We start from the raw sequence: 26,282 nt of genomic DNA on the forward strand, positions 1-26,282 counted from the left end.
AAAATATAAATTTAGATGACAACATAAAAAAAATTTACAATGAGGCCGCCGACATCGCTAATCTATCTCCCCGCGCCGCCTGCGCTTTGTTGCGATTAGCTATACAAATGCTTCTCAAACAACTTGGAGAAAAGGGAGATAATATTAATGAAGATATAAAAAATCTGGTGACAAAAAGGCTTGATCCCCAAATACAGCAAGCATTGGACATTGTGAGGGTAACGGGCAATCATGCGGTTCATCCTGGCGAGATTGATTTTAACGACACTACCGATGTTCAGACACTTTTTGAATTAATCAATGTAATTGCCGATACCCTGATTACACGACCTAAGCGAATTGATGCGATGTTCAATCGCCTTCCTGAAAACGACCGAAAAGCAATAGAAAAAAGAGACAAAAAAACGAAATAGCGAGAAAATGTTGTCTCTGCAATTGAAGGAGTAAGGATGCCGTAATTGCTGAGCTAAAAGTTGAAATTATCTCCCCTCCCCCTTCGCTGTACTCATTCATTCGTATTATCCGTGTCCATCTGTGTTAATCGGTGGTTGCATTTATTTTTTAAAGGAGTGTATATCTATGATCTCTCAAGAACAAATCCGTTCACAGTTGAATAACTGTTTATTAGAAGCCAAATTTGGTCGCTGGGCGAATCAATACCAGAAAGGGAAAGTGCGGGACATCTATCTGCTCGAAGACAAGCGCATCTTGATTACCACAGACCGTCAAAGCGCATTTGACCATGTACTCGGCGCAATTCCCTTGAAGGGACAGGTATTGAACAAAACCGCAAAATACTGGTTTGATCAGACCGCCGATATCGTGCCCAATCAGGTGCTTGACGTACCCGACCCCAATGTGACGGTTGCGCGCGAACTCGATATGTTACTCGTCGAAATCGTTGTGCGGCGGTACCTGACCGGCAGCACAGACACCTCGGTATGGACGAATTACAATAACGGTGTACGGAAATTTTGCGGCGTTGATCTGCCCGATGGCATGATAAAAAATCAGAAATTTGACGAACCGATTATTACGCCGACCACAAAAGCAGAAGATCACGACGAATCGATCTCGCCAGAGGAAATTGTCGAGCGCGGCCTCGTCGATGCAGAAAGATGGGCAGAAGTCGAGAAAGTGGCTCTGGAATTATTCGCCCGCGGAACAGAACTCGCTGCCCAGCGCGGTTTGATTCTCGTAGATACAAAATACGAGATGGGACTGGACCCAGAAGGCAATCTGACCGTTGCCGATGAGATCCACACGCCCGACTCTTCGCGCTACTGGATCCTGGACTCTTATGAAGACCTCCACGCGCGCGGCGAAGAACCCGAAAGCCTGGACAAAGAATTCCTGCGCCTCTGGCTCGTGGATAAGGGAATTTCCGACGACAATATTCCCGAATTAGATGACGAAATTCGCACACAGGTCTCCGCGCGATACATCGACCTGTTCGAGCGCGTAACCGGCGAACCATTTGAAACTGAAGTAGATGATACGCCCATACTCGAGCGCATCGAAAAAAATATCGAGCCGTATTTTTAAAGAAGCGATCAACAGTGGAAGATCTGATTAACAGTTTGCTCAAGAGTCTTGAAAGTGCCAGTGGTCGCAGCATTGGGATGGTTCTGGCTGTGATCGGGGCGATAATCTGGTGGGCTGTTCACCTGATTCGCAAGCTGGGTCGCAAGATGCGCAATGACGTTAGTGTGTCTGAAAATCCCACAGGCTTCCAACGACCGCGAAAGCGTTTGTCTTTGCGCGAATATCACCGTTGAGATTATGAACATGAGTGACCGGGTTATACAACAGTGTGCTGTAATGACCGATCGGGAACTCGTGCGCACACTGACGATTGACCGAAAAAATTTCCAGGGGAATTTTCTCGTTATCGCAGAAAGCGAACGAGAAAAACGCGCATTGTCCATAGAAAACTTTATCGACGATGTCCATCTGGCTCAGAATGATGAAGAAGGTGCGTCGTGTACCATTGATCAGGCGCTTGCAAAAGTAGATTCGGATATTCCGCTCTGGTCGATTCTCACGCTCACCAATTGCCTGGAGGACGCCTGGGTTATTCAGCGCGAATTTCGTCAATGGCTCGTTCACCACTATGTAGAAGAAGGTTACGCGACGTCGTTCTTTTTTGATACCACAGAACAGCTAAAATCAAAGCTCAGGCGTTTTTTATCTCTCGAATTGTGGACAGTTGATGTATCGCATGATCTCAATACCTGGAAACCCATTTTTCAATCGCGATCTCCGGCGTTCTTGAACAAAATTATTTCGGAATTGGGCGACATTTTGCACACAGTCAAAACGCCCCTGTTTTCACAAGACCAAAAGGGACAACTCGTCTTGCTGGTACATCCAGAATGTGAGAAGCAAGCACAAGAGATCGTTGCTACAAATCGCACTAAAATTGAGCAACTCTACGATCGGGCTGAGCATTTGGCCGAGACAGAAAATTCTGAACAGGAACTGAGGATTTACGACATCTTGGCTGAACTGGTACCCGATAATCTCGCCGTGCATTATAATCGAGGCAATATTTTAATAGAACTGGATCGGTTAGATGAAGCGGTTGAATCCCTGATTGAAGCCATTGTTCTCGGCCTACCCGAAATTGGGGATAAAATTGATCTCAAACCGCGTCGAGGCAGTGGCGTTGCTGGCAGTGTGAATCCGTTGCTAAGTCTCGTGGCATTGTCTCGTGAAAATAATGAACAGCTACATTATCCCGACTATATTGATGATATTGAAATACTGCTGTTACACATCCGAGAACAGCGCCCGGAAAATACCCGCATTCTACACGGATTGGCCATCATTGCCGAACAAAAAAACGATATCGCGGTAGCCTGTCAGCACTACCGCGATATGCTCGCCATTGATCCTCAAAACAAAGCCGCCCAAACCCATCTCGCCTATTTGGAAAAAATACAGTAAGTATAGGCTACGCCAACAGCGTTCGCTCCACTGCTTTGTGCCAGCCCGCCAGCAAGGCCTCGCGGCGATCCTGCGACATCGCAGGCTCAAAGGTGCGTTGCGGTGGATTAATATCGGCAAGCGCGGCAACATCATCCCACACGCCCGTCGCCAATCCCGCCAGCATCCCCGCCCCCAATGCAGTCGTCTCCACATGCTTTGGACGTATCACCGGCACATCCAGAATATCCGCCTGAAACTGCATCAAAAAATCATTCACCACAGCCCCCCCATCCACGTGCAAACTCGCCACAGACTGTCCTGCATCAGCGACCATAGCGTGGACGAGATCGGCGGACTGATAGGCAATGGACTCCAGTGCCGCACGAATGATCTGTGCGCGCCCTGTGCCGCGCGTAAGCCCCACAATCGTCCCCCGCGCATCCGCGTCCCAGTGCGGTGCGCCCAGACCAGTAAATGCGGGGACAAAATACACCCCTCCCGTATCGTCAATCGCCTGGGACCAGGCCTCGGTCTCAGCGGCGGTATCAATAATCCCCAGACCATCGCGCAACCATTGAACCGTTGCGCCCGCGCTGAACACCGAACCTTCAAGCGCGTGAGATACGCGCCCAGAAGGCCCACACGCAAGCGTCGTCAACAGACCATGCGCGGATTGTACAGCCCGATTTCCCGTTTGAAAAAGTGTAAAACACCCCGTGCCATACGTATTTTTAATATCACCTTTGAAAACGCCGCGTTGCCCAAAAAGCGCGGCTTGCTGATCGCCCGCAATCCCCCCTATGGGAATCCCCGCAGGCAAAATCCCCAAATCCACAGTAGTCCCAAAGTCGCCAGCCGATGATCGCACGCCGGGGAGTATGCCTTCGGGAATGTCAAAAATCTCCAACAACTCGCCATCCCACTTCCTCTTGTGGATATTGTAAATCATCGTGCGCGATGCATTGGTATAATCAGTCGCGTGAACAGCCCCCCCCGTGAGTTTGTACAACAAAAAACTATCCACAGTGCCAAAACACACCTCACCCTGCTCTGCTCCCTCGCGCAGGCCATAGACGCGATCGAGCAACCACGCTATCTTACTCGCCGAAAAATAAGCGTCAATGACCAACCCCGTCTTTTTACGCACCATGTCTTCGAGACCATCTGCGCGATATAGGGCACACAAATCCGCCGTGCGCCGGCACTGCCAGACAATCGCCTCGTGAACGGGTTCACCCGTTCTCCGATCCCATAAGACAGTCGTCTCGCGCTGATTGGCAATACCAATGCCTTTTACGTCTGAAGCATCTATCCCCGCCTCTGCGATTGCGAGGCCAATAACTTTCAGTGTCGTATCCCATATCTCCGTTGCATCGTGCGATACCCACCCGGGACGCGGAAAAATTTGTCGAAACTCCGAATATCCCCGTCCCAAAATTTCCCCCTGAGAATCCAACACCAACGCAGTTGTACCCGTAGTGCCCTGATCAATACTCAAAATCATTTGCGATCTCCTGTATCAGTAGTCAGCAGCGGCTTTTCCGGTGCTGTATGCCAGTGCTTTAATGCAATCTCGCCATTTTCGAGCACAGCATAAGCGTCGTATCTCATCCAATCGCCCAGGACAACAAGTGTGCCGCCGCCCATCGGCTCAACACTCAGCGCGTGATAATGTCCACAAATCACAAAATCAAATCCCTCAGCAAATTTCTCTGCCGCACTTTTAATAAAATACAAAGGCAAATATGTTCTCTTTGTCTTTCGCGTCCCTTTTTTGATGCCAGCATCTGAAGACCGCGACACAATACGCGCCAGGTAAGCGCCGATATCTGGATGTAACCACCGAAACAAGACGATACACAGTGGATGCTTCAAAATACGCCGTCGCAAATCAAATTTCCAATTTTGCTGAAAAATATCGCCGTGTGTCACATACATGCGGCAATCCTGGTGTACGACATCGCAAAAAGGGCCGGGAAGCTCCACCCCCACCTGCTCTGATAAATACTCCCCCAGCCAGCTATCGTGATTGCCCGGTAGATAAATGACGCGCGTTCCACCCTGAACGAGATGGTAGAGTTCAAAGATCACACGCGCGCCATGTGCGGGAACGACAGATCGATATTCAAACCAAAAATCGAACAAATCGCCCACAATGTACAGACAGTCGGCATCTTTGCGAATGGCGCGTAGAAAATCGATCAGCGCATCTTCCCGCACGCGCGGTGGACGAATATATTTGCCCCCACCTATATGCGCGTCAGAAATAAAATAAACTTTGTCTTTTTTCATGATTCAGAGTCGGGAATTCGTCTATCCGCCCCTTCGCGTTCTAATCCGAGTTCATCCCAGAATCGAGAAGGCGCCATATTTCTGCCCGGACGATGCCGCACGCAGGAAAGCGTGAGGCGATCCATTGCTCGGGTGATCCCCACGTACAACAACCTGCGCTGTTCGGCTAAATCCGCGCTGTTCAGGGCGCGTGCATTGGGCAAAATGCGATCTTCGAGACCGCAAATATAGACCTCTCGAAACTCAAGCCCCTTTGCCGCGTGCAGTGTCAGCAAATGCACGGCATCGCGGTCCTGGGTATCCAATTCGACTTTGTAGAGATCTGCAAAATCGAGCAAATTGCGAATGCCTTCCTGAAGAGATGGCGCAGCAGCACCATGGCGTTCGCAAAGGTCTCGAAAGCGTTGAATCTGATCGGGAGCGTGCAACGCGAGCACCTCCGGGCGAGGATCTTCGCCGAGCAACATCCGCGTCTGTCCCCGCAGCCGGTCGGCATCCAACCGGGGGTAGTGCTGCACGAGATTGCGAATACACAAATTGGCCGGTCCCAAAAGACGCTGTGCTCCCAGGTTGAAATGCACGTGTTCTTCGCGGGAAAATTTCGTATCTCTTACGCCATTGCGCGCGCGAAAAAGCAAGCCCAGAGCAACGTGATCCAAAAGGCGTTCATGTGTCATGCGCCGATAGCGAGAGGCGCGCTCTTTCTTCATAGCTTCAAACACGCGATACAAAGCCAACGCACGCGTGCGTGCTGGCGGATCGTTTGGATCTGACGCAATATCATACCGCTCGCAAAGAGGGCGCAGATCGCGTGTAGCAGTCGCGCCATAGCTTCGCGCCATAGGCAATATATCAACCGTCGGATTGGGCATACGAGACCTGCCATTGCGACGGGCTTCGCGGTGCAAAACCTGAAAATCGAACGCATAGCCATTGTGGGCGACCAGAATGTCAATACCGACAAATGCCTGAAACGCGAGATAAATTTCCTGAAATGTAGGATCCGTGCCTTTGCCCTCGCGCAGGCGTACGGGCGAATAAAATGTATCGACAGCGCGCCCATCTCGCACGCGCACAGCACCCAGAGCTGTGATCTGTGCCCGCTCGGGATCGTCACCCGCTGTTTCCAGCGCAAATGCAGTGTATTCCGGCATATACGCCGGCAAATCCGCACAGCGGATCGCCTGACACAATTTGAGCGCAGCGAGCATCACACCACACGCCATGCTTCCCAAATGTAAAAAGTGTTCGGGGGTTTTCGGCGGATCTTCGTCAAATGACAAAATCAGAGTATCGGATAAAACATCCAATCGGCTGCCGGGCACAGCCTCTCGTATGATGAGACCCGGCCGTGCCAGCGCATCCCGGATCAGCGTTGTGAGCATATGCCGCAGCACCTCGTCTCGACATGCCACATACAAGGTGCCGCCCCTGCGCCAGAGCGGCAACACGCGATTCAGAGCAATATTGAGATCTGAAAGTTCGAGCGGATCTACAATGTCATCGAGATGATTTTTCAAGGACGGTAACTCCGACGTATTCAATTGATCCAGAATATCATCCACCAGATGGGGCAAAGATGCGACCGCGCCTCTTTGCACGGCATTGTGTACCACACCTGCCAGACCCAGTGCGCGTTCCACATCAACGCCCTCTGCTTCCGAAACCGTTCGCGGATACAGAAAAGCAGCCTGTTTGAAACTCCCAATATTTTTTTGTTTCTGAAATCCTCGCACCGCCGGATATAATTTGGGATCTACCGCTTCGAGTTCGCGCCGCAAAAACAACTCCAGGCTTGCGTCATTTGCGCCATCGAGTGCATAGCGCAACACGGACAGGGCACGACGAATCACGGGCTGGTCGAACAAGCCCCTGCGATGAGCCATCAGACAGGGCACATTGGCGCGCATAAAAATGCGCTCGAGTTCGCTACCGATTGCGTGTTGCGGATAAAGCACCGCGATATCCCGGTGAATCAGATCGGGCGTTTCCCGGATGCGATCCCAGATATCCCCCGCAATAAACTGGCCTTCTTCCTCAAACGTATCAAAAGCCATCCCCCGCACGCGGCGTCCCGATCTTTGAGTGTGGATGCTGCGTTCAAATAATACGTCATTATTGGCGATAAACACGCGCGCCAGCCGCAAAATTTCTGCGGATGATCGATAATTTTCCTCCAAAAAAATGGGCGAACGACCTTTGAGAAAATCATCTCGAAATTGTTCGATATGTTCTGGCCTGGCATAGCGCCACCCATAAATGGATTGCTCGTCATCTGCAACCACAAAAACACTGCGGTGAGCCGCGCCCAACAAATAAACGAGGGCGTATTGAACCGGATCGGTATCTTGAAACTCATCGACGAGAATATGTTGAAATTGCGCGCGATAATCCGCCAGAATCTGGCGATGCGAATGCAGCAAGTCATGTGCGAGAAATATGAGATCGTCAAAATCGATCAATCGGTTTTTCTTCAGTTCGGCTTCGTACTGATCGAGCAATGCCGCATCCCCTTTTTTCATCGGAACATGCGCCTTGTATCGCCGCTGCCACTTCAGGCGATTCACATTTTGCATCACATTATTCAAATTGCTTTCATTGGGATTCAGGCGAGGAAAAGCGCGATAAATCAGCGTGCGCTGAAGATCTTCATCGGCAATGCCAAAATGCGGCGGCAACCCAACCGTTTCTCGATGCTCGCGCAGAATTGAGATACAAAACCTGTGAAATGTACCTGCGGTAACAGCCTCTGCCGCTTCTTTGCTCAACGTGCGTGACAAGCGGATTTGCAGTTCTGCCGCAGCCTTATTTGTAAATGTAAGCGCCAGGATATTTTCCGGAAGAACACCGCGCCGCGATACCAGATACGCAATGCGTTCGGTCAGCACCCGCGTCTTCCCCGTGCCTGGCCCCGCCAGCACGAGAACAGGACCTATTGGCGCAGTAACGGCTTCGCGCTGGCGTGCGTTTAATGTGATGGGATCGAGTTCTGGCATAGATAAAATCTTATTTGTCGTAGATATTGGGAGACCAGTCAACGACATTGAGTTCCTGCTTGACGAGCACGGCCTTGTACGGCGGCACATTTTTCATCAGCACCACGCCCGCACCCACCATCGCACATGGCCCCACAATGCGACCGGGCATAATCATCGCACCGATACCCGTACGCGAGTAATCTCCAAATAACACACCGGTAAAACCGGGTGCTTTTCGACGAATACCCTGAACCTCGACCTCAATCTCCGCATCGTCAAAGCGCAGCGTGCCCACCTGTGTACCCGCACCTATTTCCGCGCGCTCGCCGAAAACGCCCGAAAGTTGAATCTGATGGGTCACGCGACCCTCTTCCAGCATAATGCCGCTAAACTCGCCCAAATAGGTAATGTGGCAGTTGGTATCTACAGTACCCGATACTTTGGCAAAAGGACCAATTTTGCAGCGGTCGCCGATCACAGTACGGGATGCGATGTGAGAGCCTTCTAATATCTCCGTATTTTTTCCGATCCAGACCGGTCCTTCAATATAAGCATCTCGGGCAATCGTGGCATTTTCACCCACAAAGATGGGACCGCGAATGCGGGCATCGGGATCGACCGTAGCCGTTGGCGCAACAACCGATTCTGTAAATCCATCAGCCATTTCAGCAAGTGCCATAAGCGCGACATTTTTCGGATGCCAGGGCATGTCCATATCGAACCACGGCCCGGGCAAATCGGCCGCAACAAGCGCGCGTCCCTCGCCGTAGAGCAGTGGGATAACATCGCAAATTTCCTGACCCTCGGGCGGAAAGATACCATATTGGGTTCGCGGCACAAAATCGGAAGTATTATCCAGATCGGACAAAATTTCATTTTTAAAAATATAGAGACCAGACAGTGCCTGTCCCGATCCACCGCGAGGTTTATAGGTGTAAGAAGATAGGCTCTGATCCTTTTCGACGTGTGCGCGTATATGAGATGTGAGATCGTCAACCTGGACAATACCAGCGACACCAGAGCAGTTTCCATCTCTAAACACATCTAACAAGTGCGGAACTGCATCCGCACCAAAGAAAACATCCCCGAAAATAACCAGAACATCATCAGTACCAATAAAATCAGACGCCAGCCCCACCGCATGCGCCGTGCCTTTTGGCTGCGGTTGCTCGATATAAGTAATGCGACAGCCAAATCGCTGACCACCGCCAAAATAATTGCGTGCTCGTCCCCCTCGATGCCCCACCACAATGCCAATATCCGTAATACCCGCATCGACCAGACGCGAAACCGTCCACTCCAAAAGCGGGCGATTGCATATTGGAAACATCGGCTTGGGACGAAAGACATTAAAAGGAAAAAAACGTTCGCCTTTCCCAGCCGCGAGAATCAGTGCTTTCATAAAAACTCCGGGATAAAGTGTGAAGTGTTTGTATCTTGACATTGCGTGCATTATAGACTACAATTTTTTCAGGACCTCATCCAAAGGCTTTCACAATGTCATTTCTCAAAAACGGATTAGTGAGCCGTATCGCGCTATTCGCCTTCCCCATTATCGCCGTATTTGTAATCGTGGGCTATTTGGGGATAGGAGAACAACGCGATCCCATTTTTCGGGTTGCAGAACTAATTGCACGACAAAAATTTACCGAAGCATTATCTGCACTCGACAATATGGATACTACCCAGCGCGATGCCTGGAATACGCACACCGCCGCGTTACAACGCGCGATTTGTCTGATGCACCTGGGCAAATACTCAGACGCACTGACAATTTTTCAGTCTTCAGGCACCACGCACCCAGAAATTGCCGATTACGTGGCTTTTTGGGTGGGACAATGCGCCGAATCTCTGGGACAAGCCAAAGACGCTGAAAATCACTATGCGAAAATCCTGCACATGAAACCCGCGAGTTTGCTCGGCGACCAGGCGACACTCAATGCCGCGCGGGCTGCACTTGCACAGGGCAATGCTGAAGGCGCAAGCGCATATTATCAAACACTCATCGACAAGCGCCCGCACGAAGGCGATGCACTGGCCGGGCTGGTCGCGGCCTGGACGGCTCTGGGCGATTCTATTGCTGCGCGCGAGACGCGTTTGAAATTGATCAAAAATTATCCCAAACATCCATCCGCTTACGAAATGCTCCCCGCGCTCAGTGATAAGCGCGATGCTGAAGAACTGTTTTACGCGGGTGTGGCCTGTATGCATGCCGAAAAATATCAACAGGCTATCGTTCTACTGCGCCGCGTGATCGATAAATCTCAAGATGCCACATGGCGCGGAAAAGCGCAATACGAACTGGGCCATGTGTATTATCGCAGTCGAAAATATCTCAAAGCAGAAAACGCATTTGACCGCGCCTTCAAAGTGCATCACACCCCCGAAGCACTTTTTTATCTGGGCCGATGTGCCATCAAGCGCGGGCAAGATTTAACGGGAACAACGCGTTTTCGAGAATTTGTGCGTCGCTATCCCAATGCAAAGACCGCGCCCGAAGCACTCTGGCAGGCCGCCATGGCCTACGAGCGGCGGGGGCGTCACAGCGATGCGCGCAAACTATTTATAGCACTGGCAAAAACCTACCCCAAAAGCACTTATGCCGACCAGGCTGCGTGGCGTGCGGGGTTCGCGCTTTATCAAACGCGGCAATACACGGCTGCCTCCAAAGCCTTTTTGCGCCTGGCGCGCCAGACCACTGCGAGCCATCTGCGCGATCAGGGGTATTACTGGGCGGGCAAGAGTTACCAAAAATTGGGACAAAAAGCAGAAGCGCGATTCTGGATTGCACGCGCCTCTGAAGGTTTCCCCACCTCTTATTACTCGGCACGCGCGCGTGCGGTCCTGGGCAAGACAGAAAATGTTCATGTCGAGGTACCTCAACCGGGCGAGCACCTATCGGTTGGTCAATCCTATACGCCTTCGACGCATATCCCCAAAGGAGATATATTGGCGTCTATCGGGTTATATCGAGATGCCGAGCGAGAATACGACCGCGCTCGGCAAATTCTCGGGCGCAATTTATTTGCCCTGGATGATTTGAAACTGCGTTATGAGCGCGTTCGCGCCATGCACAAGGCACTTCAAATTTCCGCACAGATCGTAATGTTGGAACGCGCACAGGGGATATCCATGACGCGGGCCTCATTCCGTCGATTGTATCCAACGTATTATTGGGGCGAGATCAACCAGATAGCGCGAAAAATGAATCTTGATCCCAACCTCATGATCGCCATCATGCGGCAGGAAAGCGCATTTAATACCACCGCTATATCTCGCGCCGGCGCACGCGGGTTGATGCAGGTGATGCCGCAAACGGGACGGGACATGGCCCGACTTGTCAAGCTCAAAAATTTTTCAACCGAAGACCTGCACGATCCCCAAACGTCAATCTTATTGGGCGGAAAACATCTCTCCGACCACATGAAGGTATTCCAAAAAGATAAGCAGAGACAACTGAGTCTGGCACTATCGGCTTATAACGCGGGTCTGGATGCTGCAAAACGGTGGGCAAAAGCCTTGACAAAGCGCGACGTCGATGAATTTATAGAGCGCATTCCCTATAAAGAAACCCGCAATTATGTGAAACTCGTATATCGCAATTATCGCGTTTATTCTTACCTCAACGATACACAGTCAGAGGTAGAAATATCATTGGGATATGGAAATGAATGAGCGACCGCTGTGGCGAATTCTGGAAGACGCATTTATCATCCTGTGCATCGGAGCACTCTGGCCAGGCATCCTGGGCTGGCAGGGCTGGATCTGGGATATGGTGCAATATATCGCACTCATTGGACTGGTGTGGATCTTGATACGGCGAATTGGTCGCTATCGGATGAGACGCGATGAGGGCGACGACGATTAAAGGACCTTCTCACCAAACCAAACAGGAATCCCGAACATGGACGAACACGAAAAATTCTTCTTTGACCTCAACGGCTACCTCGTCGTCGAAAACGCTTTAACACCCGAAGAAATAGCCGCGTGCAACAAAGCCATTGACAACAACCCCGACAGGATGCGCATTCGCCCGCCAGAGCAATCCCTCTCCGGCGAATCCAAAACACTCAGGGGCAAACACGGGCGCACCGACTTGGGCGGCATGCTCACCTGGCCCAAACCCTGGTGCCAACCCTTCCGCGATTTACTCGCCCATCCAAACATCGTGCCCTATCTCGCAGAATTGCTGCGCGAAGACTGTCGCCTCGACCACCTCTACGGCATCGTCATGGAAAAAGGTGCCGAAGGCCATGTCATGCACGGCGGGGGCACGGCCGACGACCTGACGCATTTCTATCAATTTCACAACGGGCGCATGCGCTGTGGCCTCACCGTCGTCTCGTGGGTACTCACCGATTGCAACCCCGGCGAGGGTGGATTTGCCTGCATACCCGGCAGCCACAAATCCAATTACAAAACACCCCGCGATATCGCACTTTTAGATCGGGATATGGGTGTTGTACAACAGGTCTCGGCAAAAGCGGGATCGGCCGTCATCTTCACAGAAGCACTGGCACATGGCACGCTCCCCTGGACAGCCGACCATCAACGCAGATCCATTCTCTACAAATACTCGCCCGGCACGCTGACCTATTCAGCGCGGTATTTGCCGCCAGATGTGGAAAACGCACTCGACGAATTTACACCCACACAACGCGCCCTGCTCGAACCGCCCTACCGCACAAATCGCCCGCGCGTCACCCAATAATCCCATGAACGTCCTCATCCTCGGTGGCAATGGTTTTCTCGGTCCTTACGTCGTCAAAGCCCTCGAAGACCACCACCACCTTCGCGTCACCGACCTCATGCCCATAGATACACCGCACGACACGCGACAGGTGGATGTATCCGATTTCGCCCAGATCATGTCCGCTGCCAAAGGCATGGATGTCATCATCAACTGCTCTGTTCAGCGCACCCATCGCAAAATTGCTTTTGGCGTGAACACAATGGGAACGCACAACGCGCTCCGCGCTGCAGTTGCGTATGGCATGAAACGCTTTATCAACACGGGACCGCGCTTCTCGCTCGTCGGGCCTTCCTATCTCGATTACGACCATACCATCTCTGAAAAAATCCCCCCACAACCCGGCACGGAACTCTATGCGATGAGCAAAGGCCTCGGCCTCGAAATCTGCCGGATCTTCAGCGAACACCATCCGCTACACGTCCTCTCGCTCATCTTCTCGCGCTTTCGAGAACCCACCGCAGACCCACACAACACCGATGACAGCACCCTCAGCATATCGGCCAGAGATGCCGCACAAGCCGTTAAGCGCGCCATAGAAGTCGATCTTCAAACGCTCCCATCGCGCTTTGAAGTCTTTTTCATCACCACAGACCTGCCGCACAATCGCTTCCCAAACACACGCGCACGCACAATACTCGGTTTTGAGCCCCAGGACAAACTCGAAGCCTACTGGACAAAGCCCACCTGATCATCCTCCGGGCAAATCCCGCCCCTTTGTACAACCGGGTCCACCAGCCGCCAGATATCCAGAACTCGCCCCATTGGGATCATCTGTAACCCAAAACGAAAATAATCGCCCCGACCGCAAATAAAACCTGAACACCACGGGACGCCCAGCAATCGAAGATAAATTTTTGCCAGAAGTCCACAAAACCTCGCAACAGGTGCGATCCACACAAAGCGGTACACATTGATCCGCACTTAAACCTTCGACCGGTCGCCCATTTTCTTCTAAGACTTCCACTCGCAATTCACCCCTCGGCGCCTCCACATTCACAAATAACCGCTGCCCCTTAAAAACCACAGGACGCGTGGTCAGCACACCGCCACTGGCACCTGCATCCATAGATACAAAACCATCTCTCCGAATCGTTGCCAATCCCGTACTCGCACCCGCATACATCACGCGACGACTTCGCCCGATCGCCCCCACATCTGTCTCGCCGAGCTTTGGTGACTGACCGGAAAAACCCGTAAAATAAATCCACACTTCATCCCCCACCACCAGACAAACACCACCCACAGCGTGCAAATACGCCCGATTCCAATCGCCAATACGGCGCGACGACGCGAGAAAAGGCGTCCGATTGGGGCGGCTAAAGTGAAACCCATCGCGGCTATACCCCAGTTCCAAATCCATTGTTTTGGGCACGCCTCTCTCCGCACAAATATCATTTTCAGGTCCGCGAAAAATTGCGAAAAGCCCCAGCATCAAACTCTCATAAGGCGTTACATTCACATCGTAAAGCGCGACCCGGTGATCGGGCAGTGCGGGATCGGGCAGTGCGAGACTGTCAATGCGCTGCCAGAGAACCTCATCTCGCTCCTGATCCCACGCAGGCAAAAAATCATCGCACTCCCGATAAAATCGCGCGCGCAAATTGGCACTCTGCCGCCGAATGCTCATACACCACTTTTTGCGAAATGGATTGTAAAAAAATGACGTATTATCGCCCACGGGTGTTGTCACAACGGGGTCAGACCAGTGAATCCCATCGGGCGAAGTGTGCAACCAGCCTTCTGATACAGTCGCGCTTCCCCCTGTGTCATACCGATAATATTGAAACATCTTAAAACGTTCTTCAGATCTTTCCGCATCGTGATCCAGCCACACCAGACATCCATCTCTATCGTATCCATCCCGATTGGGCCATACGAGATTTGTACCGCGCACAACACCGAAATCTGGACGCTCCCAGTGGATACCATCTCGGCTTATTGCCAGTGCCGTACTGTGAAACCAGCCCGGCATGTACCACAGCTTAAACAACCCATCTTCGGGATCGTACCACGCGCCGTCATTAAACGGCGCAGCCATCGGACAATAGCCATTGTCCATCTCTTCATCCGTCTCGGGACTCAGAACAGGACTCGCCTCATGGATTTTTGCCTCACCAAAAACCCTTGTCAGAGAAGTAGAGGCAATCAAAAAATCATCCACAAACAACTGCCTGCCCAAATCGATGCAAATCACCTCTAGCGGATCGTCCAAATAAGGAACGGGAACAGGTGCCGTGCCGCCTTCATCCACATTGCGAGGAGGCCAGACCTCTGGCAACACAATCCCATTGTACAGCGTTTCACCTGATGTATTCATAATCTCATCCCACATTCTATTTCAGCGTCACAACCCCTTTAATATAACTCTCATCACCCGCCAAAATTTGCGCCATCAAAGACGGATAATCTTCGAGCGCGGACGTATGTGTCACCAGCGGTTTGAGATCAATAATACCTTTGTGAATGAGGCGAATCGCAGGTTCAAAAGTGTCCCGCACTTTTGAAGCCGGCGCAGAATTGACAACGGTAAATCCCCCCAAATGCCACTTTGTGGGATCAAAAGAGGCGGTCTGACCTTTGAGCCAGCCAAAAAGATTGATGCGTCCGCCGCGCTTCACAATATCAGTAGATAGATCCAGACCGGCCTGGCTGCCAGAAGTATCGACAACCACATCAATCTCTCTGCTCTTGAGTTCCCACGACAGATCAGCAAGATCAGCCCCAGCCGTGTTATACACCTCCCCAACGCCGAGGTGTTGCGCCAAATCCAGACGGCTTTGCACAATATCCAGAACGATCAACTCGTCGAGGGGATAGCGCAGAAGCCCTTGCAGAATCAACAAGCCCATAAATCCACAGCCGACGACCACAATGCGATTCCCGGGCTGAATCTGGCAATGGTCAATGCCCGTGACGGCGCAGGACACGGGTTCGACAATCCAGTATTCATCCGGCAAATCGGATTCCGGGATTTTGAAAACGCGCTGTGCAGATAAGTTGCGGACATTGGCAAAGCCACCCCCAGCGACCCGGTCACCCTCTTTGAAACCCGTGACACCAGCACCGATTTTGGCGACATAACCAACGCCTTCGTGTCCCGGCGGTGCCATGGGATGCATCTGATTGCCGAGCTTAGCCGTAACCACATCCCACGAACATATCCCACATGCGCCGCCTTCAATTTGAACTTCGTTCTCTCCGGGATCGGACACTTCCCTTTCAAACAGCTCAATACTGCCATCGTCTAAGTAGCGCAGTGTTTTATTTGACATTGTCTTCTCCTATTTTTTACACACGTCGTTGATCAAACCAGGCGCGATAAGTTCGCACGCCGGATTCGAGATCGTATTTGGGTTCGTAACCGAGTTGATCTCTGGCAAGGGTAATATCGAGTGGCGCGCCGCGCTCGAGATTGACGCCCGGGCCAACTTCATACCGGGGATTGCCCGGTGAATGCCGCCGCACGACTTCGATAATTTCGTCAATGGGATTGTACGTGCCCGTCGCAATATTAAAAGATCGGCTGGCGACATCTGTCGCCCTGAGCATGAGCAAAACACCCCGTGCTGCGTCTTCAATATAAGTCCAATCGGCCTTTTGCTCTCGGCCTCGAGGCAGACTTACATCCTGCCCACTCAGACCGGCAAAAATGCGCGTATTAAAGCCCGCGTCCGGGCCAGGGGCATTGGGAGGACCATATAAAAAAAAGAGACGGGCACACAGAACATCGACGTCATAAGTCGCATAATACTGGTGGCAAAGATGTTCCGACATCGCCTTGGTCGCGCCATAGGGATCGCTGGGAATCATAGGCGTATCTTCCGTCAGCGGTCCGTCTTGCTTGCCATAAACCGCGCCGCTGGATACATAGACGACCTTCAGCCCGCCAACCTGTCGCGCGACTTCGAGGATATTGTGCGTCCCCCCCACATTGACCTGTGTCGCAAAATGGGGATTGTCGCGCACATCGCCCCCCAAAAGCGCGGCAGAGTGAACAATACCCATGAGATCCGGATTATTGCGCACAATTTCATTGATATGAGCGAAGCCCAGGATATTGCCTTCAACAAAGGTGATGCGATCAGACACATGGGACAAAAAATCGTCGCGCCGCTCAAACATATCAAAAGCAATGACATCTTCGCCCTCTTCGGCGAGGAGTTTGGCAACCCATGAGCCGACAAAGCCAGAGCCACCAGTAACGAGAATGGACATATTAATCTCCCCAAAAATAAAATTGACAGTTTTTCGGCCCTATGATAATTGCCCCCATGGGGTATGTCAACGGCTTTGTGCGAAAGGCTTGACTTTGGCAATGGATTTCGTAACCTCATACACGACATATATTCTTATATCACTATTACGGAGGACAACAATGGCAACAGTAAAACTAACCGTTCACGCAGGCCCTCACAATCGGATCAACTGTCCGGTTTCGACGGTGGTCGAAACAGAAAGCGCGACAACTGCGACCTTGAGCACGGGAAATAGCCAGGTTCCCTGTCAGGTGACGTCCGTGAGCAACGGTTTGCAGGTCAATTTCATTGTCGATCATCTCGAAGCGGGAAAAACCGCCGAGTACGAACTCACACTGGGACAAGAACCATCGAACTCCGGACATGGTGTGGAAGTCACACAAGGTGAAAATGAAGTCTCTGTCTCGATTGGCGGCCAGCATTTTACGACCTATTGTCATGGCACAGAACTCGCACGACCACTTTTGTATCCCGTCATCGGACCTTATGGCGACCCGGTAACGCGGCGGTTGGCTACGCCAGCAGACGGACGGGAAATGGATCACCATCACCATCGCTCCATCTGGATTGCACACGGAGAAGTGAACGGTGCGGACAACTGGTCAGAAGGCGAATCTCACGGACGGATCTTGCACCGTGACTTTGAATTGCTCGAAAGCGGACCTGTCCTGGGGCGCATTGTATCAAATAGCGACTGGGTGGGCATGGATGGTTGGACGGGGCCTCCGGGTAGAAATCGCGAGATTTTGGATCAGCGTGCAGAGTGGGTTGTGTACAACACATCCTCTTCTGTGCGAATCATGGATTTGCACCTCACGCTCATCGCCCGAAATATGGATGTGTTATTCGGTGACACAAAAGAAGGCGGTCTGGCGTCTATTCGCGTGGAAGAGACAATGGAGGTAAAACGCGACCTGGGTGGGAAAATCGAGAACGGCATTGGCGGCATTGATGAAGACGAGACCTGGGGAAAACGCGCGCCATGGTGCCATTATTCAGGTCCAGTAAATGGCAATATAACAGGTGTTGCCATCATGGATCATCCCGACAGCTTTCGGCATCCCACGCACTGGCATGTGCGCAATTACGGATTAATGACAGCCAATCCCTTTGGACACTCGTATTTTTACGGGGACGAAAGCCGCCGCGGGCATCACACACTCTCGCAGGGTGAGTCACTCGTCGGTATTTATCGCTATTATTTTCACAAAGGCGACGCCACCGATGGCAATATCCGCGAGCGGTATCACGACTTCGCCCACCCACCAAAGGTTGAACAGGATTAAATCATGAACCTCAATCTCACCGATAAAGTCGTCCTCATCACCGGGGGCAGTCGCGGCATTGGTCGCGCAACAGCATTGCGATTTGCCGCGGAAGGTTGCAATATCGCCTTGTGCGCGCGCGGGCAAGCGGGCATAGATAAAACACTCGAAGAAATTCGCGCACACGACGTCGAGACATTTGGACTCGCGCTCGATGTAGCCGAACCCGGCGAAACTGAGCGATTCGTCAATGCATCCGCAGATGCTCTCGGCGGCGTTGATATCCTCGTCAACAATGTAGGCGGCACAGCCGGATCGCGCGAACTGCTCACCTCCACAGACGCCGACTGGCAGCAAACCTTTGACCTCAACCTTTTTCACGCGGTTCGCGCCAGCCGCGCAGCTATTCCCCACATGACCGAAAGAAATGGTGGCAGTATTGTCACCATCTCTTCCATATCGGGCTGGAAACCCGCAAACCGGGGCGCGCAATACGGCGCAACCAAAGCGGCTGAAATATTTCTCGCTGGCGCACTCGCGTGGGAATTGGCAGCCCACAACATTCGCGTCAACACCGTCTGCCCAGGCTCGCTCCTTTTCTCAGGCGGCGGCTGGGAACGCTTCCAAAACGAAACGCCGGAAGAATACGAAATATTCCGCACGCGCGAATTTCCCGCACAGCGACTCGGCACGGACTTTGAAGTCGCCGATGTCGTCGTATTTCTCTCATCCGATCGCGCGAGTTGGATCAACGGCGCATCCATTCCCGTAGATGGTGCGCAGGGAAGACCCACGGCTTTTTGAGCACAATAAACTATTGTACAATGATAAATCGGGCATATCAAGTCATACGATATGCCCGATTTCGTGTTTAATAAGTAAATTTAAAGCCTGTGTAAAAACTTGGAGATTGCTATCGCGCAAAAAATTTCCCTTGACCTTTTATGAAGTATAAATATATTTTTAGCTATAACTAAAAATAATTTAATTCTTATCAAAATTTAAAATTATATTAGAAAAAAGGTTATGACTCGTCTTCTCTGTTTTTCTGATCTTGTCCGTGGTGTAACGCCCTTTATCATCTATTTGTTATTCGTGGGATGCGGCAAATTGTTGACAACGGCACCTGATGATACAACAGATGCCCCTATGGACAATCCTCCTTCTATTATGGCTGCATTCGCCCGAGGCGACGAACAATTTGCCCGAATTTTTACCATTTCAGATGGATTGGGCCCAATTTTTAATCAGCCGAGTTGTGAGACCTGTCATCCAGGTGATGGTCGAGGCACGCCAGCAACGGCACTGACGCGTTTTAGTATCAACGGAGATCTCGTGCCAACACTGGGTGGACCGCAGCTTCAGGATCGCAGCATTCCCGGGGTGGATCCCGAGACTATTCCACCTGGTGCTGAAACTTCGGTGCGAATGCCTCCCCCGGTTTTTGCACGGGGTTTAATGGAGTTTATCCCAGATGAAACAATTATCGCGCTTGCCGATCCCGAAGATGCAGACGGCGACGGGATTTCCGGGCGTGTGAATTGGGTAAAACCACCTGATTTTGTTCCGCCTTATATGAATGGATCAGGACCTGGCATGGCAGTTGGCCGGTTCGGCCTTAAGGCCAATGTCGCATCCTTGTTACACCAAATTGTGGCGGCTTACCACGACGACATAGGTATTACGACTGATTATATACCCGAAGAATCACTGCATCCACGGGTAGCTGATTTGTCTTTGAGCGATATTGCGCCAGACCCCGAGGTACCCGCGACTGAAGTGCTGGATGTATTGATGTACATTCGCACATTGGCTGTGCCCAAACGCGGCGATATTACCCCTCAGGTTCACCGAGGGGATGCGCTTTTCAATCAGATAGGATGTGCATCTTGCCATGTGCCCGTGTTAAAAACAGGTCCGAGCGAAATACCCTCTCTCAATTTTGTTGACGCGCCGCTTTATACCGATATGCTTTTGCACGATATGGGGCCAAGTCTGGCTGATAACAGAGCTGATTGGACTGCCAATGGACGCGAGTGGCGCACGCCTCCTCTTGTGGGTCTGCGTCTGGCAGCTGATAATTTGGGTGGCACAGTTCACTATTTGCACGATGGCCGCACAACCAATTTAAGTGAAGCTATTTTGACGCATGGCGGCGAAGCACAGGCTTCACGCGAGCGGTTTGCGGGATTGAGCGCAGAGGATAAAGAAGCACTGCTTGCGTTTTTGCTTTCGCTATAGGCACTATTGTTATGAGTCGATCCGAATGCGAATCTCATCTGACGCGTCGCGAGTTCCTGGCGACTTCACATGTGCTGGTTGCCAGTGTGGCTTCTGCGTGTGCAACCGCGTCTGTTTATCGGATTGGCACTACAAATGACCGGGTTCTGATCAATCCGACGGACTATCCCGAACTGAGACAGTCGGGAGGGATGATTCAGCTTCGTGTCAATGGGATTACAGATCCTCTCATCCTTATCCGACAAAAAGACGCTTATCAGGCGTTTTCGGCTGTTTGCACGCATTTGCGCTGTTTTGTCAGACCCTCAAATCACTTCCTATTGTGTCCCTGTCATGGATCGACGTTTGATTTGGAAGGCAATGCTGTTCGCGGTCCAGCAGAACAACCTCTGGCGCGTTATGAAACAAAAATATCTGCTGAAGGCATTGAGATTCATATTCGATGAAGGCGGTATGATGATGAAACAGTTCAGTCACACTTTGTTGGCATTGGTCATGTGTTTGGGCGCGCGTATCGATGCCCAAACAGAAGGTGAAAACGCACCTCCACCCTTTGTAAAAGGTGGATCTTACGACAAACCCCATCTGTTTAAGCTCGCTTCAGGCAGGGCAAATTTTGGTGGATATGCCGAGGCGCATTTTCGATTTGAGAAGACAAATGGCATTGTGGAAGAGCGCACATTTGTCCCCAAGCGGTTCAATATGTTTTTTCACTCTTTTGTATCTGAGCGTTTCAGGATGGCGGCTGAGTTGGAGTTTGAGGAAGGTACTGAGGAGATTTTGCTCGAGTTGGCTATTCTCGATTTTGAACTTCATCCAGCCCTCACATTTCGAGCAGGCATGTTGCTCTCGCCGCTGGGAAAATTCAATTTGGCCCACGATAGCCCATCCAATAAGATGACAGATCGCCCCCTGGTGAGTACGCAGATCATTCCAACGGCATTATCAGAACCCGGCGCGGGAATTTTTGGCGCATTTTATCCTTCACCCACAACGCGCCTGACGTATGAACTGTATGCTGTAAATGGTCTGGATAGTGATCTGGTAGGAGAGAGCGATGAAGGGACTCGCATTGCCGAGGGACGCCATAATGTAGAAGACAACAATAACAGCCCGGCACTTACAGGACGATTAGGCATTAGCCCAATACCCAAAGCAGATTTCGGGATCTCCTTTCACCAGGGGCAATATAACACGACGTTTTTAGAAGATATTTCGATAGATGAAGCCCGACATGTGACAATTTTTGCACTCGACGCTGATTATGCGTGGAAATCATTGCAATTTTTGGGAGAATACGCTCGGGCATCCATAGATCTGCCTCCTGGATTGATTGGATCGATTTATGCATCCAGACAGCAAGGTTTTTATATTCAAGGCAGTGCATCGTTTTTCAAAGATACACTACCGACGATTCCAGATGGTTATTTCGAAGGTGTTGTTCGCTGCGATTGGGTCGATTTTGATACCGACCTGATAGGAGATCACCAAAAACGCCTGACATTGGGGCTCAATTTTAGACCTTCACTGAATTCGGTATTCAAATTCAACTATCTCTACAATTGGAGCCGCGATCGCAACAATGTCGAAGAACCTGGCGCGGGTGTACTATGCAGTGTTGCGACATATTTTTAGAACTTTGTGATTTTTCAGGTGTTGCTTATATTAACCATATGTTGCGGACAGCATTACTGACCCTGTCACAAGGAGAGACATCATGTCCCTTCTCGAAACAATCAATTCACCTGACGACTTAAAGTCCCTATCAATAGAAGAATTGCACCAGGTCTGTGCGGAATTGCGGCAATATATTATTGACGTGGTGACAGAGATTGGTGGACATTTTGGATCCAGCCTGGGGGCGGCGGAATTGACGGTGGCTTTGCACCATCTATACAACACGCCTCAAGACAAAATTGTGTGGGATGTAGGACATCAAGCGTACGGACACAAAGTGCTTACCGGGCGACGCGAAGCACTCAAAACCATTCGTCAACCTGGTGGCATCAGTGGGTTTCCGATGCGATCAGAGAGTCCGTACGACACATTTGCCGTAGGACATGCGGGCACATCGATCTCCGCAGCACTGGGATTTGCGACACAGCGCGATTTGATGGGCGAAAAACACAAAGTAGTCGCCGTTATTGGCGACGGTGCCATAACCAGTGGTATCGCACTTGAGGGATTGAACAATGCCGGTGCATCCAACCGCGATCTATTGGTCATTCTCAATGACAATCGCATGTCAATCTCGCCCAATGTCGGTGCTATTTCGCATTATTTGACGCGCATTATCACCGATCCGATTTACAATCGCGTGAGAGATCGGATCACAAATGATCCACTTTACAAAAAAATCAAAAAAGAAATCTGGAATTTGGCCGGGCGCATTCCCGTTGTCGGTACAAATTTGCGCCACGCACTGAGCGGCTTCGAAGAGGGATTAAAGGGCCTGCTGGTACCGGGCATTCTTTTTGAAGAACTGGGATTTCTGTACCTGGGACCTCTGGATGGCAATAATCTGGAAGAGATGGTAAAAACCTTGAAGAATGTACAGGATCTGAAAGGTCCTGTGCTCTTACACGTACACACCATTAAGGGCAAGGGCGCGATTCAAGAAGACGAGGAAGACCCGTATGGTGCCGCTTCGATAAAATATCATTCGATCAGCCCGCCATCGCCCAAAACGCCGCTACCCAAATATCAGACGGTTTTTGGCGAGGCAATGATCGAGCTTGCCAATAATGACAGTCGCATAGTAGGCGTAACAGCCGCAATGTCCGAAGGCACGAGTCTCGACATTTTTTCTGAAGCGCATCCCGACCGCTTTTTTGATGTCGGCATTGCCGAACAGCACGCCGTGACATTTTCAACCGGAATGGCACTCGAGGGCATGCGCCCCGTCGCAGCGATTTATTCCACATTTTTACAACGGGCTTACGACCAGATCATCCACGATGTCGCCCTGCAATCGGCACCTGTGATTTTCTGTATGGACCGCGCCGGGCTGGTGGGCGCAGATGGTCCCACGCATCACGGTGATTTTGACCTGTCCTATTTAACCTGCGTGCCCAATATGATCGTAAGCGCGCCAAAAGATGGCGACGAATTGCGCGACTTGTTATACACAGCGGTACAGCAAGTCGATAACCCCTTTGCCATTCGGTATCCGCGCGGCAACGTGCATACCCCGCTTACGGGACGCGATCCCGAAGTCTTGAAAATCGGTTCCTGGGAAGCATTGGCCGATGGTGAAGATCTGGTTTTCCTCGCAGTGGGCACAATGGTAGATCACGCCTGTCAGGCGCGAGAAAAACTCATGGAAGCCGGCATCTCTGCCGCTGTGATCAATTGCCGATTTGTCAAACCCATGGATCTGGAAATGCTCGACGATCTCGCCGACCGTTATCAGGTCCTGATCACCGTCGAAGAAAATACCATCGAAGGCGGGTTTGGATCGGGCGTTGCGCGCTATTTGAGCGACCAGATGCGAGAGGGCCAGCGCGTACACACCCTGGGCATTCCCGATCGCTTTTTCCAACACGGCTCACAGGGCGCGCTGCGCGACGAAGCGGGCATCTCACCCGAAGCGATTGCAGCCACTGCCCAGCGCGTTGTCGCACGAGAACCCATTGAATATTGAGCGGAGATAAAAAATAAATGCATAAACCATACCAGGCCGTCATATTCGATATGGACGGCCTGATTGTCGATACGGAAAATATTTATTACAACACCTATAACCAGACCCTCAACGAACTGGGGATTGACATACCGCGCGAAGGTTATGTGCGCTGTGTTGGACATCCCGTGGAAAACAACAGCGCAGACGCCGTCAAACGCTACGACTTGCCGATCCGTCCCGAAGACTTCCACGAAGCCTGGATGACTCGGTTTGAAACCGCGATCTCAAACCCCGATCAAATCGACCTCATGCCCGGTTTTCTCGACCTGCTATCACATCTTCAAAACAAACACTACAAACTCGGCATTGCATCATCCACGCCGCGCCAGCGCATGCGCGCCACGCTTCAAAACGGCGTCTTGCCCCACGTAAATGCCAACGCACTCCACGACATTTTTGGGGCTATTTTTTCGGGCAGCGACGTCACCCGCACCAAACCCGACCCGGAAATCTACCTCAAAACCGCCGCAAAACTCAATGTCCCGCCCGAAACCTGTGTCGTATTTGAAGACAGTGCAGCAGGCGTCCAATCTGGAAAAGCCGCAGGCATGACCGTCTTCGCCGTACCCAATTTCTTCACCGCACATCAAAACCACGACAGCGCCGACCGCATACTCCCCCGCCTCGACGCGGCAGTTGAGCTATTGTAAAGCAACGGTTAGCGATCACCCTCCTATTCCTAATTCTTAATTTTTAATTTTTAATTTTTAATTCTCACGCCTTCTCCCACGTCTCATACCACTTCCGGTACCCCGTCTCAACGGGTTCGATATCGCCCACCTCAAACTCCAGTGCATAGTCCCGATCGTAGCCCAGTGCTTCCACCTGATCCCACACCCAGTGATAATCGATAATACCGTCACCGAGCATGCAACGTTCCCACTTCCCTTCCGAGTTGTAATCGCCATCCTTGATATGCACATGCACGATATAATCCTTAAACACATCAAAAGCGGACTTATAATCTGCACCTGCAGCCATCAAATTGCACGGCTCGTACAAAATCCCAAAATACTCTGAATCGACCTTCTCACAAATCTCCTGACAAGCCTCTGGATTGCCAGAAATTTCAGTGCCGTGATTCTCAATCCCCATATAAATACCCAATTTTTCGGCGTATTCCGCAGATTCACGAAAATAGGGCACTATCGTATCAATCGAAGCGCGCTTGCCATCACCCGGCATAATGCGAATGGACTTTGAACCAAACGCCTTCCCCACATCCAGCGTCTTTTTCATCTCATCCATTGCCGCCTGTCTCTCAGCCCCTGAAGTGGCGATAAAATCTCGCCCGCAGTACGACCCGATATTTGCCAACACCACGCCGTACTTATCGCATACCCGACGCAATTCGTCCATATCGTAATCGGGATCCGTCACCGAAAAATGCGGCATGCGCCCCACCAGATCAATTTTGTCAAACCCCGCTTCGGAAATCACCTTGAAAGTATAATCCAGATCCCTTTCCCGAAGCGGAAAACTACACGCTGAAATACGCGTCACATCCATATCAATCATCCTCCACGGCATAATCCACAAAAATTGGACTGCTCCAGGCCATCTCCATATCGGTTTGCACCACGCGAACATAATACGGATTAATGCCCGGCTTTGCGTCTTCATCAGTAAAATCGAACGACACCTCACCCGCGGCCTGTGCCCCGGGTGCGAAATCAATGGTCACGCGCCGATTCAATGGACCGAGTTCCATTGTCACCGGACCATTTTCCAGATCACTCGACCCAACGTGAAATCCGACCCTTTCAGCCGGCGCATAAGACATGCGCCTGGGCGGTTTAATACCCTGATCGCCAAATAAGGGACCGGTAATAACCGACGTATTCACCACGCATTCGATATCCACATCGCCATCGCCAAGCA

24 protein-coding genes are annotated in these 26,282 nt (G+C 51.3%); 15 read left to right on the forward strand and 9 right to left on the reverse strand.

Going from position 1 to position 26,282, the window contains the following annotated elements; translation table 11 throughout:
* The first annotated feature begins 32 nt into the window (after positions 1-32).
* From OXH16_11340 to OXH16_11355, 4 genes are all read left to right on the forward strand, one after another.
* On the forward strand, positions 33-413 hold the full coding sequence (locus OXH16_11340; GenBank protein ID MCY3681983.1) for a DUF4145 domain-containing protein: 381 nt from the start codon (positions 33-35) through the stop codon (positions 411-413).
* Positions 414-579: 166 nt separating this feature from the next.
* Positions 580-1,545 carry a phosphoribosylaminoimidazolesuccinocarboxamide synthase gene (locus OXH16_11345; protein ID MCY3681984.1) on the forward strand — a complete coding sequence of 322 codons (966 nt, stop codon included), beginning with the start codon at positions 580-582 and terminating at the stop codon, positions 1,543-1,545.
* A 14-nt stretch (positions 1,546-1,559) separates the two neighbouring features.
* The gene (locus OXH16_11350) at positions 1,560-1,778 is read left to right on the forward strand and encodes a hypothetical protein (GenBank protein ID MCY3681985.1); all 219 of its coding nucleotides are present in this window, start codon (positions 1,560-1,562) and stop codon (positions 1,776-1,778) included.
* Between the two features lie 10 nt (positions 1,779-1,788).
* Complete coding sequence (locus OXH16_11355; protein MCY3681986.1) at positions 1,789-2,949, forward strand: hypothetical protein; 1,161 nt, start codon at positions 1,789-1,791, stop codon at positions 2,947-2,949.
* Between the two features lie 7 nt (positions 2,950-2,956).
* Here the strand turns inward: OXH16_11355 and glpK are convergent, their stop codons facing one another.
* From glpK to OXH16_11375, 4 genes are read right to left on the reverse strand one after another with little or no spacing between them, the layout of a single operon-like run.
* Positions 2,957-4,435, reverse strand: a complete 1,479-nt coding sequence (gene glpK, locus OXH16_11360; protein MCY3681987.1) for a glycerol kinase GlpK — start codon at positions 4,433-4,435, stop codon at positions 2,957-2,959.
* Complete coding sequence (locus tag OXH16_11365; GenBank protein MCY3681988.1) at positions 4,432-5,223, reverse strand: UDP-2,3-diacylglucosamine diphosphatase; 792 nt, start codon at positions 5,221-5,223, stop codon at positions 4,432-4,434. Before OXH16_11365 ends, glpK begins: the two co-directional genes overlap by 4 nt.
* Positions 5,220-8,219 (reverse strand): UvrD-helicase domain-containing protein, encoded by a 3,000-nt coding sequence (locus OXH16_11370; protein ID MCY3681989.1) that lies wholly within the window; start codon positions 8,217-8,219, stop codon positions 5,220-5,222. Before OXH16_11370 ends, OXH16_11365 begins: the two co-directional genes overlap by 4 nt.
* Before the next feature lie 10 nt (positions 8,220-8,229).
* A complete protein-coding gene (locus OXH16_11375; protein MCY3681990.1) occupies positions 8,230-9,603 on the reverse strand; it encodes a sugar phosphate nucleotidyltransferase in 1,374 nt (457 codons plus the stop codon).
* Positions 9,604-9,698: 95 nt separating this feature from the next.
* On the opposite strand from OXH16_11375, the gene OXH16_11380 reads away from it, so the two are divergent.
* The 4 genes from OXH16_11380 to OXH16_11395 are packed head-to-tail and all read left to right on the forward strand — an operon-like array spanning position 9,699 to position 13,642.
* Entirely contained in the window at positions 9,699-11,876 is a 2,178-nt protein-coding gene (locus OXH16_11380) for a transglycosylase SLT domain-containing protein (protein ID MCY3681991.1), read from the forward strand.
* Positions 11,869-12,069, forward strand: a complete 201-nt coding sequence (locus OXH16_11385) for a hypothetical protein (protein MCY3681992.1) — start codon at positions 11,869-11,871, stop codon at positions 12,067-12,069. Before OXH16_11380 ends, OXH16_11385 begins: the two co-directional genes overlap by 8 nt.
* Positions 12,070-12,105: 36 nt before the next feature.
* Positions 12,106-12,912, forward strand: a complete 807-nt coding sequence (locus tag OXH16_11390) for a phytanoyl-CoA dioxygenase family protein (GenBank protein ID MCY3681993.1) — start codon at positions 12,106-12,108, stop codon at positions 12,910-12,912.
* 4 nt (positions 12,913-12,916) lie between these two features.
* A complete protein-coding gene (locus OXH16_11395) occupies positions 12,917-13,642 on the forward strand; it encodes an NAD(P)-dependent oxidoreductase (GenBank protein ID MCY3681994.1) in 726 nt (241 codons plus the stop codon).
* Here OXH16_11395 and OXH16_11400 read toward each other — a convergent pair whose 3' ends face one another.
* Genes OXH16_11400 through OXH16_11410 form a run of 3 tightly spaced genes read right to left on the reverse strand, consistent with a single transcriptional unit; the run spans position 13,643 to position 17,169 of the window.
* A complete protein-coding gene (locus tag OXH16_11400; protein ID MCY3681995.1) occupies positions 13,643-15,271 on the reverse strand; it encodes a glycosyl hydrolase family 32 in 1,629 nt (542 codons plus the stop codon). It abuts the gene before it with no gap.
* 16 nt (positions 15,272-15,287) lie between these two features.
* Complete coding sequence (locus OXH16_11405) at positions 15,288-16,226, reverse strand: zinc-binding dehydrogenase (GenBank protein ID MCY3681996.1); 939 nt, start codon at positions 16,224-16,226, stop codon at positions 15,288-15,290.
* Positions 16,227-16,242: 16 nt separating this feature from the next.
* Positions 16,243-17,169 carry an NAD(P)-dependent oxidoreductase gene (locus OXH16_11410; protein MCY3681997.1) on the reverse strand — a complete coding sequence of 309 codons (927 nt, stop codon included), beginning with the start codon at positions 17,167-17,169 and terminating at the stop codon, positions 16,243-16,245.
* A 160-nt stretch (positions 17,170-17,329) separates the two neighbouring features.
* On the opposite strand from OXH16_11410, the gene OXH16_11415 reads away from it, so the two are divergent.
* From OXH16_11415 to OXH16_11445, 7 genes are all read left to right on the forward strand, one after another.
* Entirely contained in the window at positions 17,330-18,496 is a 1,167-nt protein-coding gene (locus tag OXH16_11415; protein ID MCY3681998.1) for a PmoA family protein, read from the forward strand.
* Positions 18,497-18,499: 3 nt separating this feature from the next.
* Positions 18,500-19,279 carry an SDR family NAD(P)-dependent oxidoreductase gene (locus OXH16_11420; protein ID MCY3681999.1) on the forward strand — a complete coding sequence of 260 codons (780 nt, stop codon included), beginning with the start codon at positions 18,500-18,502 and terminating at the stop codon, positions 19,277-19,279.
* A 222-nt stretch (positions 19,280-19,501) separates the two neighbouring features.
* Entirely contained in the window at positions 19,502-20,716 is a 1,215-nt protein-coding gene (locus OXH16_11425; protein MCY3682000.1) for a thiol oxidoreductase, read from the forward strand.
* 11 nt (positions 20,717-20,727) lie between these two features.
* A complete protein-coding gene (locus tag OXH16_11430; GenBank protein ID MCY3682001.1) occupies positions 20,728-21,162 on the forward strand; it encodes a Rieske (2Fe-2S) protein in 435 nt (144 codons plus the stop codon).
* Positions 21,116-22,351, forward strand: coding sequence for a hypothetical protein (locus OXH16_11435; protein ID MCY3682002.1), 1,236 nt, complete (start codon positions 21,116-21,118; stop codon positions 22,349-22,351). The genes OXH16_11430 and OXH16_11435 overlap by 47 nt, the downstream gene beginning before the upstream one ends.
* Positions 22,352-22,433: 82 nt before the next feature.
* Complete coding sequence (gene dxs / locus OXH16_11440) at positions 22,434-24,359, forward strand: 1-deoxy-D-xylulose-5-phosphate synthase (GenBank protein ID MCY3682003.1); 1,926 nt, start codon at positions 22,434-22,436, stop codon at positions 24,357-24,359.
* 17 nt (positions 24,360-24,376) lie between these two features.
* Positions 24,377-25,051, forward strand: coding sequence for an HAD family phosphatase (locus OXH16_11445; GenBank protein ID MCY3682004.1), 675 nt, complete (start codon positions 24,377-24,379; stop codon positions 25,049-25,051).
* A gap of 64 nt (positions 25,052-25,115) precedes the next feature.
* Here OXH16_11445 and OXH16_11450 read toward each other — a convergent pair whose 3' ends face one another.
* Positions 25,116-25,910 (reverse strand): sugar phosphate isomerase/epimerase, encoded by a 795-nt coding sequence (locus OXH16_11450; protein ID MCY3682005.1) that lies wholly within the window; start codon positions 25,908-25,910, stop codon positions 25,116-25,118.
* Between the two features lies 1 nt (position 25,911).
* Positions 25,912-26,282, reverse strand: a 371-nt coding sequence (locus OXH16_11455; protein MCY3682006.1) for a hypothetical protein, incomplete at its 5' end; no start/stop codon positions are given.

The sequence above is a fragment of the Gemmatimonadota bacterium genome (assembly GCA_026705765.1).
In the GTDB taxonomy this organism is placed as follows: Bacteria; Latescibacterota; UBA2968; order UBA2968; family UBA2968; genus VXRD01.

What these genes read in the sequence shown, in the direction of transcription:
- OXH16_11345 (MCY3681984.1), top strand. Translation starts at nt 580, where the DNA reads ATGATCTCTCAAGAACAAATCCGTTCACAGTTGAATAACTGTTTATTA.
- OXH16_11355 (MCY3681986.1), top strand. Translation starts at nt 1,789, where the DNA reads ATGAGTGACCGGGTTATACAACAGTGTGCTGTAATGACCGATCGGGAA.
- glpK (MCY3681987.1), bottom strand. Translation starts at nt 4,435, where the DNA reads ATGATTTTGAGTATTGATCAGGGCACTACGGGTACAACTGCGTTGGTG.
- OXH16_11365 (MCY3681988.1), bottom strand. Translation starts at nt 5,223, where the DNA reads ATGAAAAAAGACAAAGTTTATTTTATTTCTGACGCGCATATAGGTGGG.
- OXH16_11370 (MCY3681989.1), bottom strand. Translation starts at nt 8,219, where the DNA reads ATGCCAGAACTCGATCCCATCACATTAAACGCACGCCAGCGCGAAGCC.
- OXH16_11375 (MCY3681990.1), bottom strand. Translation starts at nt 9,603, where the DNA reads ATGAAAGCACTGATTCTCGCGGCTGGGAAAGGCGAACGTTTTTTTCCT.
- OXH16_11380 (MCY3681991.1), top strand. Translation starts at nt 9,699, where the DNA reads ATGTCATTTCTCAAAAACGGATTAGTGAGCCGTATCGCGCTATTCGCC.
- OXH16_11385 (MCY3681992.1), top strand. Translation starts at nt 11,869, where the DNA reads ATGAATGAGCGACCGCTGTGGCGAATTCTGGAAGACGCATTTATCATC.
- OXH16_11390 (MCY3681993.1), top strand. Translation starts at nt 12,106, where the DNA reads ATGGACGAACACGAAAAATTCTTCTTTGACCTCAACGGCTACCTCGTC.
- OXH16_11395 (MCY3681994.1), top strand. Translation starts at nt 12,917, where the DNA reads ATGAACGTCCTCATCCTCGGTGGCAATGGTTTTCTCGGTCCTTACGTC.
- OXH16_11400 (MCY3681995.1), bottom strand. Translation starts at nt 15,271, where the DNA reads ATGAATACATCAGGTGAAACGCTGTACAATGGGATTGTGTTGCCAGAG.
- OXH16_11405 (MCY3681996.1), bottom strand. Translation starts at nt 16,226, where the DNA reads ATGTCAAATAAAACACTGCGCTACTTAGACGATGGCAGTATTGAGCTG.
- OXH16_11410 (MCY3681997.1), bottom strand. Translation starts at nt 17,169, where the DNA reads ATGTCCATTCTCGTTACTGGTGGCTCTGGCTTTGTCGGCTCATGGGTT.
- OXH16_11415 (MCY3681998.1), top strand. Translation starts at nt 17,330, where the DNA reads ATGGCAACAGTAAAACTAACCGTTCACGCAGGCCCTCACAATCGGATC.
- OXH16_11420 (MCY3681999.1), top strand. Translation starts at nt 18,500, where the DNA reads ATGAACCTCAATCTCACCGATAAAGTCGTCCTCATCACCGGGGGCAGT.
- OXH16_11425 (MCY3682000.1), top strand. Translation starts at nt 19,502, where the DNA reads ATGACTCGTCTTCTCTGTTTTTCTGATCTTGTCCGTGGTGTAACGCCC.
- OXH16_11430 (MCY3682001.1), top strand. Translation starts at nt 20,728, where the DNA reads ATGAGTCGATCCGAATGCGAATCTCATCTGACGCGTCGCGAGTTCCTG.
- OXH16_11435 (MCY3682002.1), top strand. Translation starts at nt 21,116, where the DNA reads ATGAAACAAAAATATCTGCTGAAGGCATTGAGATTCATATTCGATGAA.
- dxs (MCY3682003.1), top strand. Translation starts at nt 22,434, where the DNA reads ATGTCCCTTCTCGAAACAATCAATTCACCTGACGACTTAAAGTCCCTA.
- OXH16_11445 (MCY3682004.1), top strand. Translation starts at nt 24,377, where the DNA reads ATGCATAAACCATACCAGGCCGTCATATTCGATATGGACGGCCTGATT.
- OXH16_11450 (MCY3682005.1), bottom strand. Translation starts at nt 25,910, where the DNA reads ATGGATGTGACGCGTATTTCAGCGTGTAGTTTTCCGCTTCGGGAAAGG.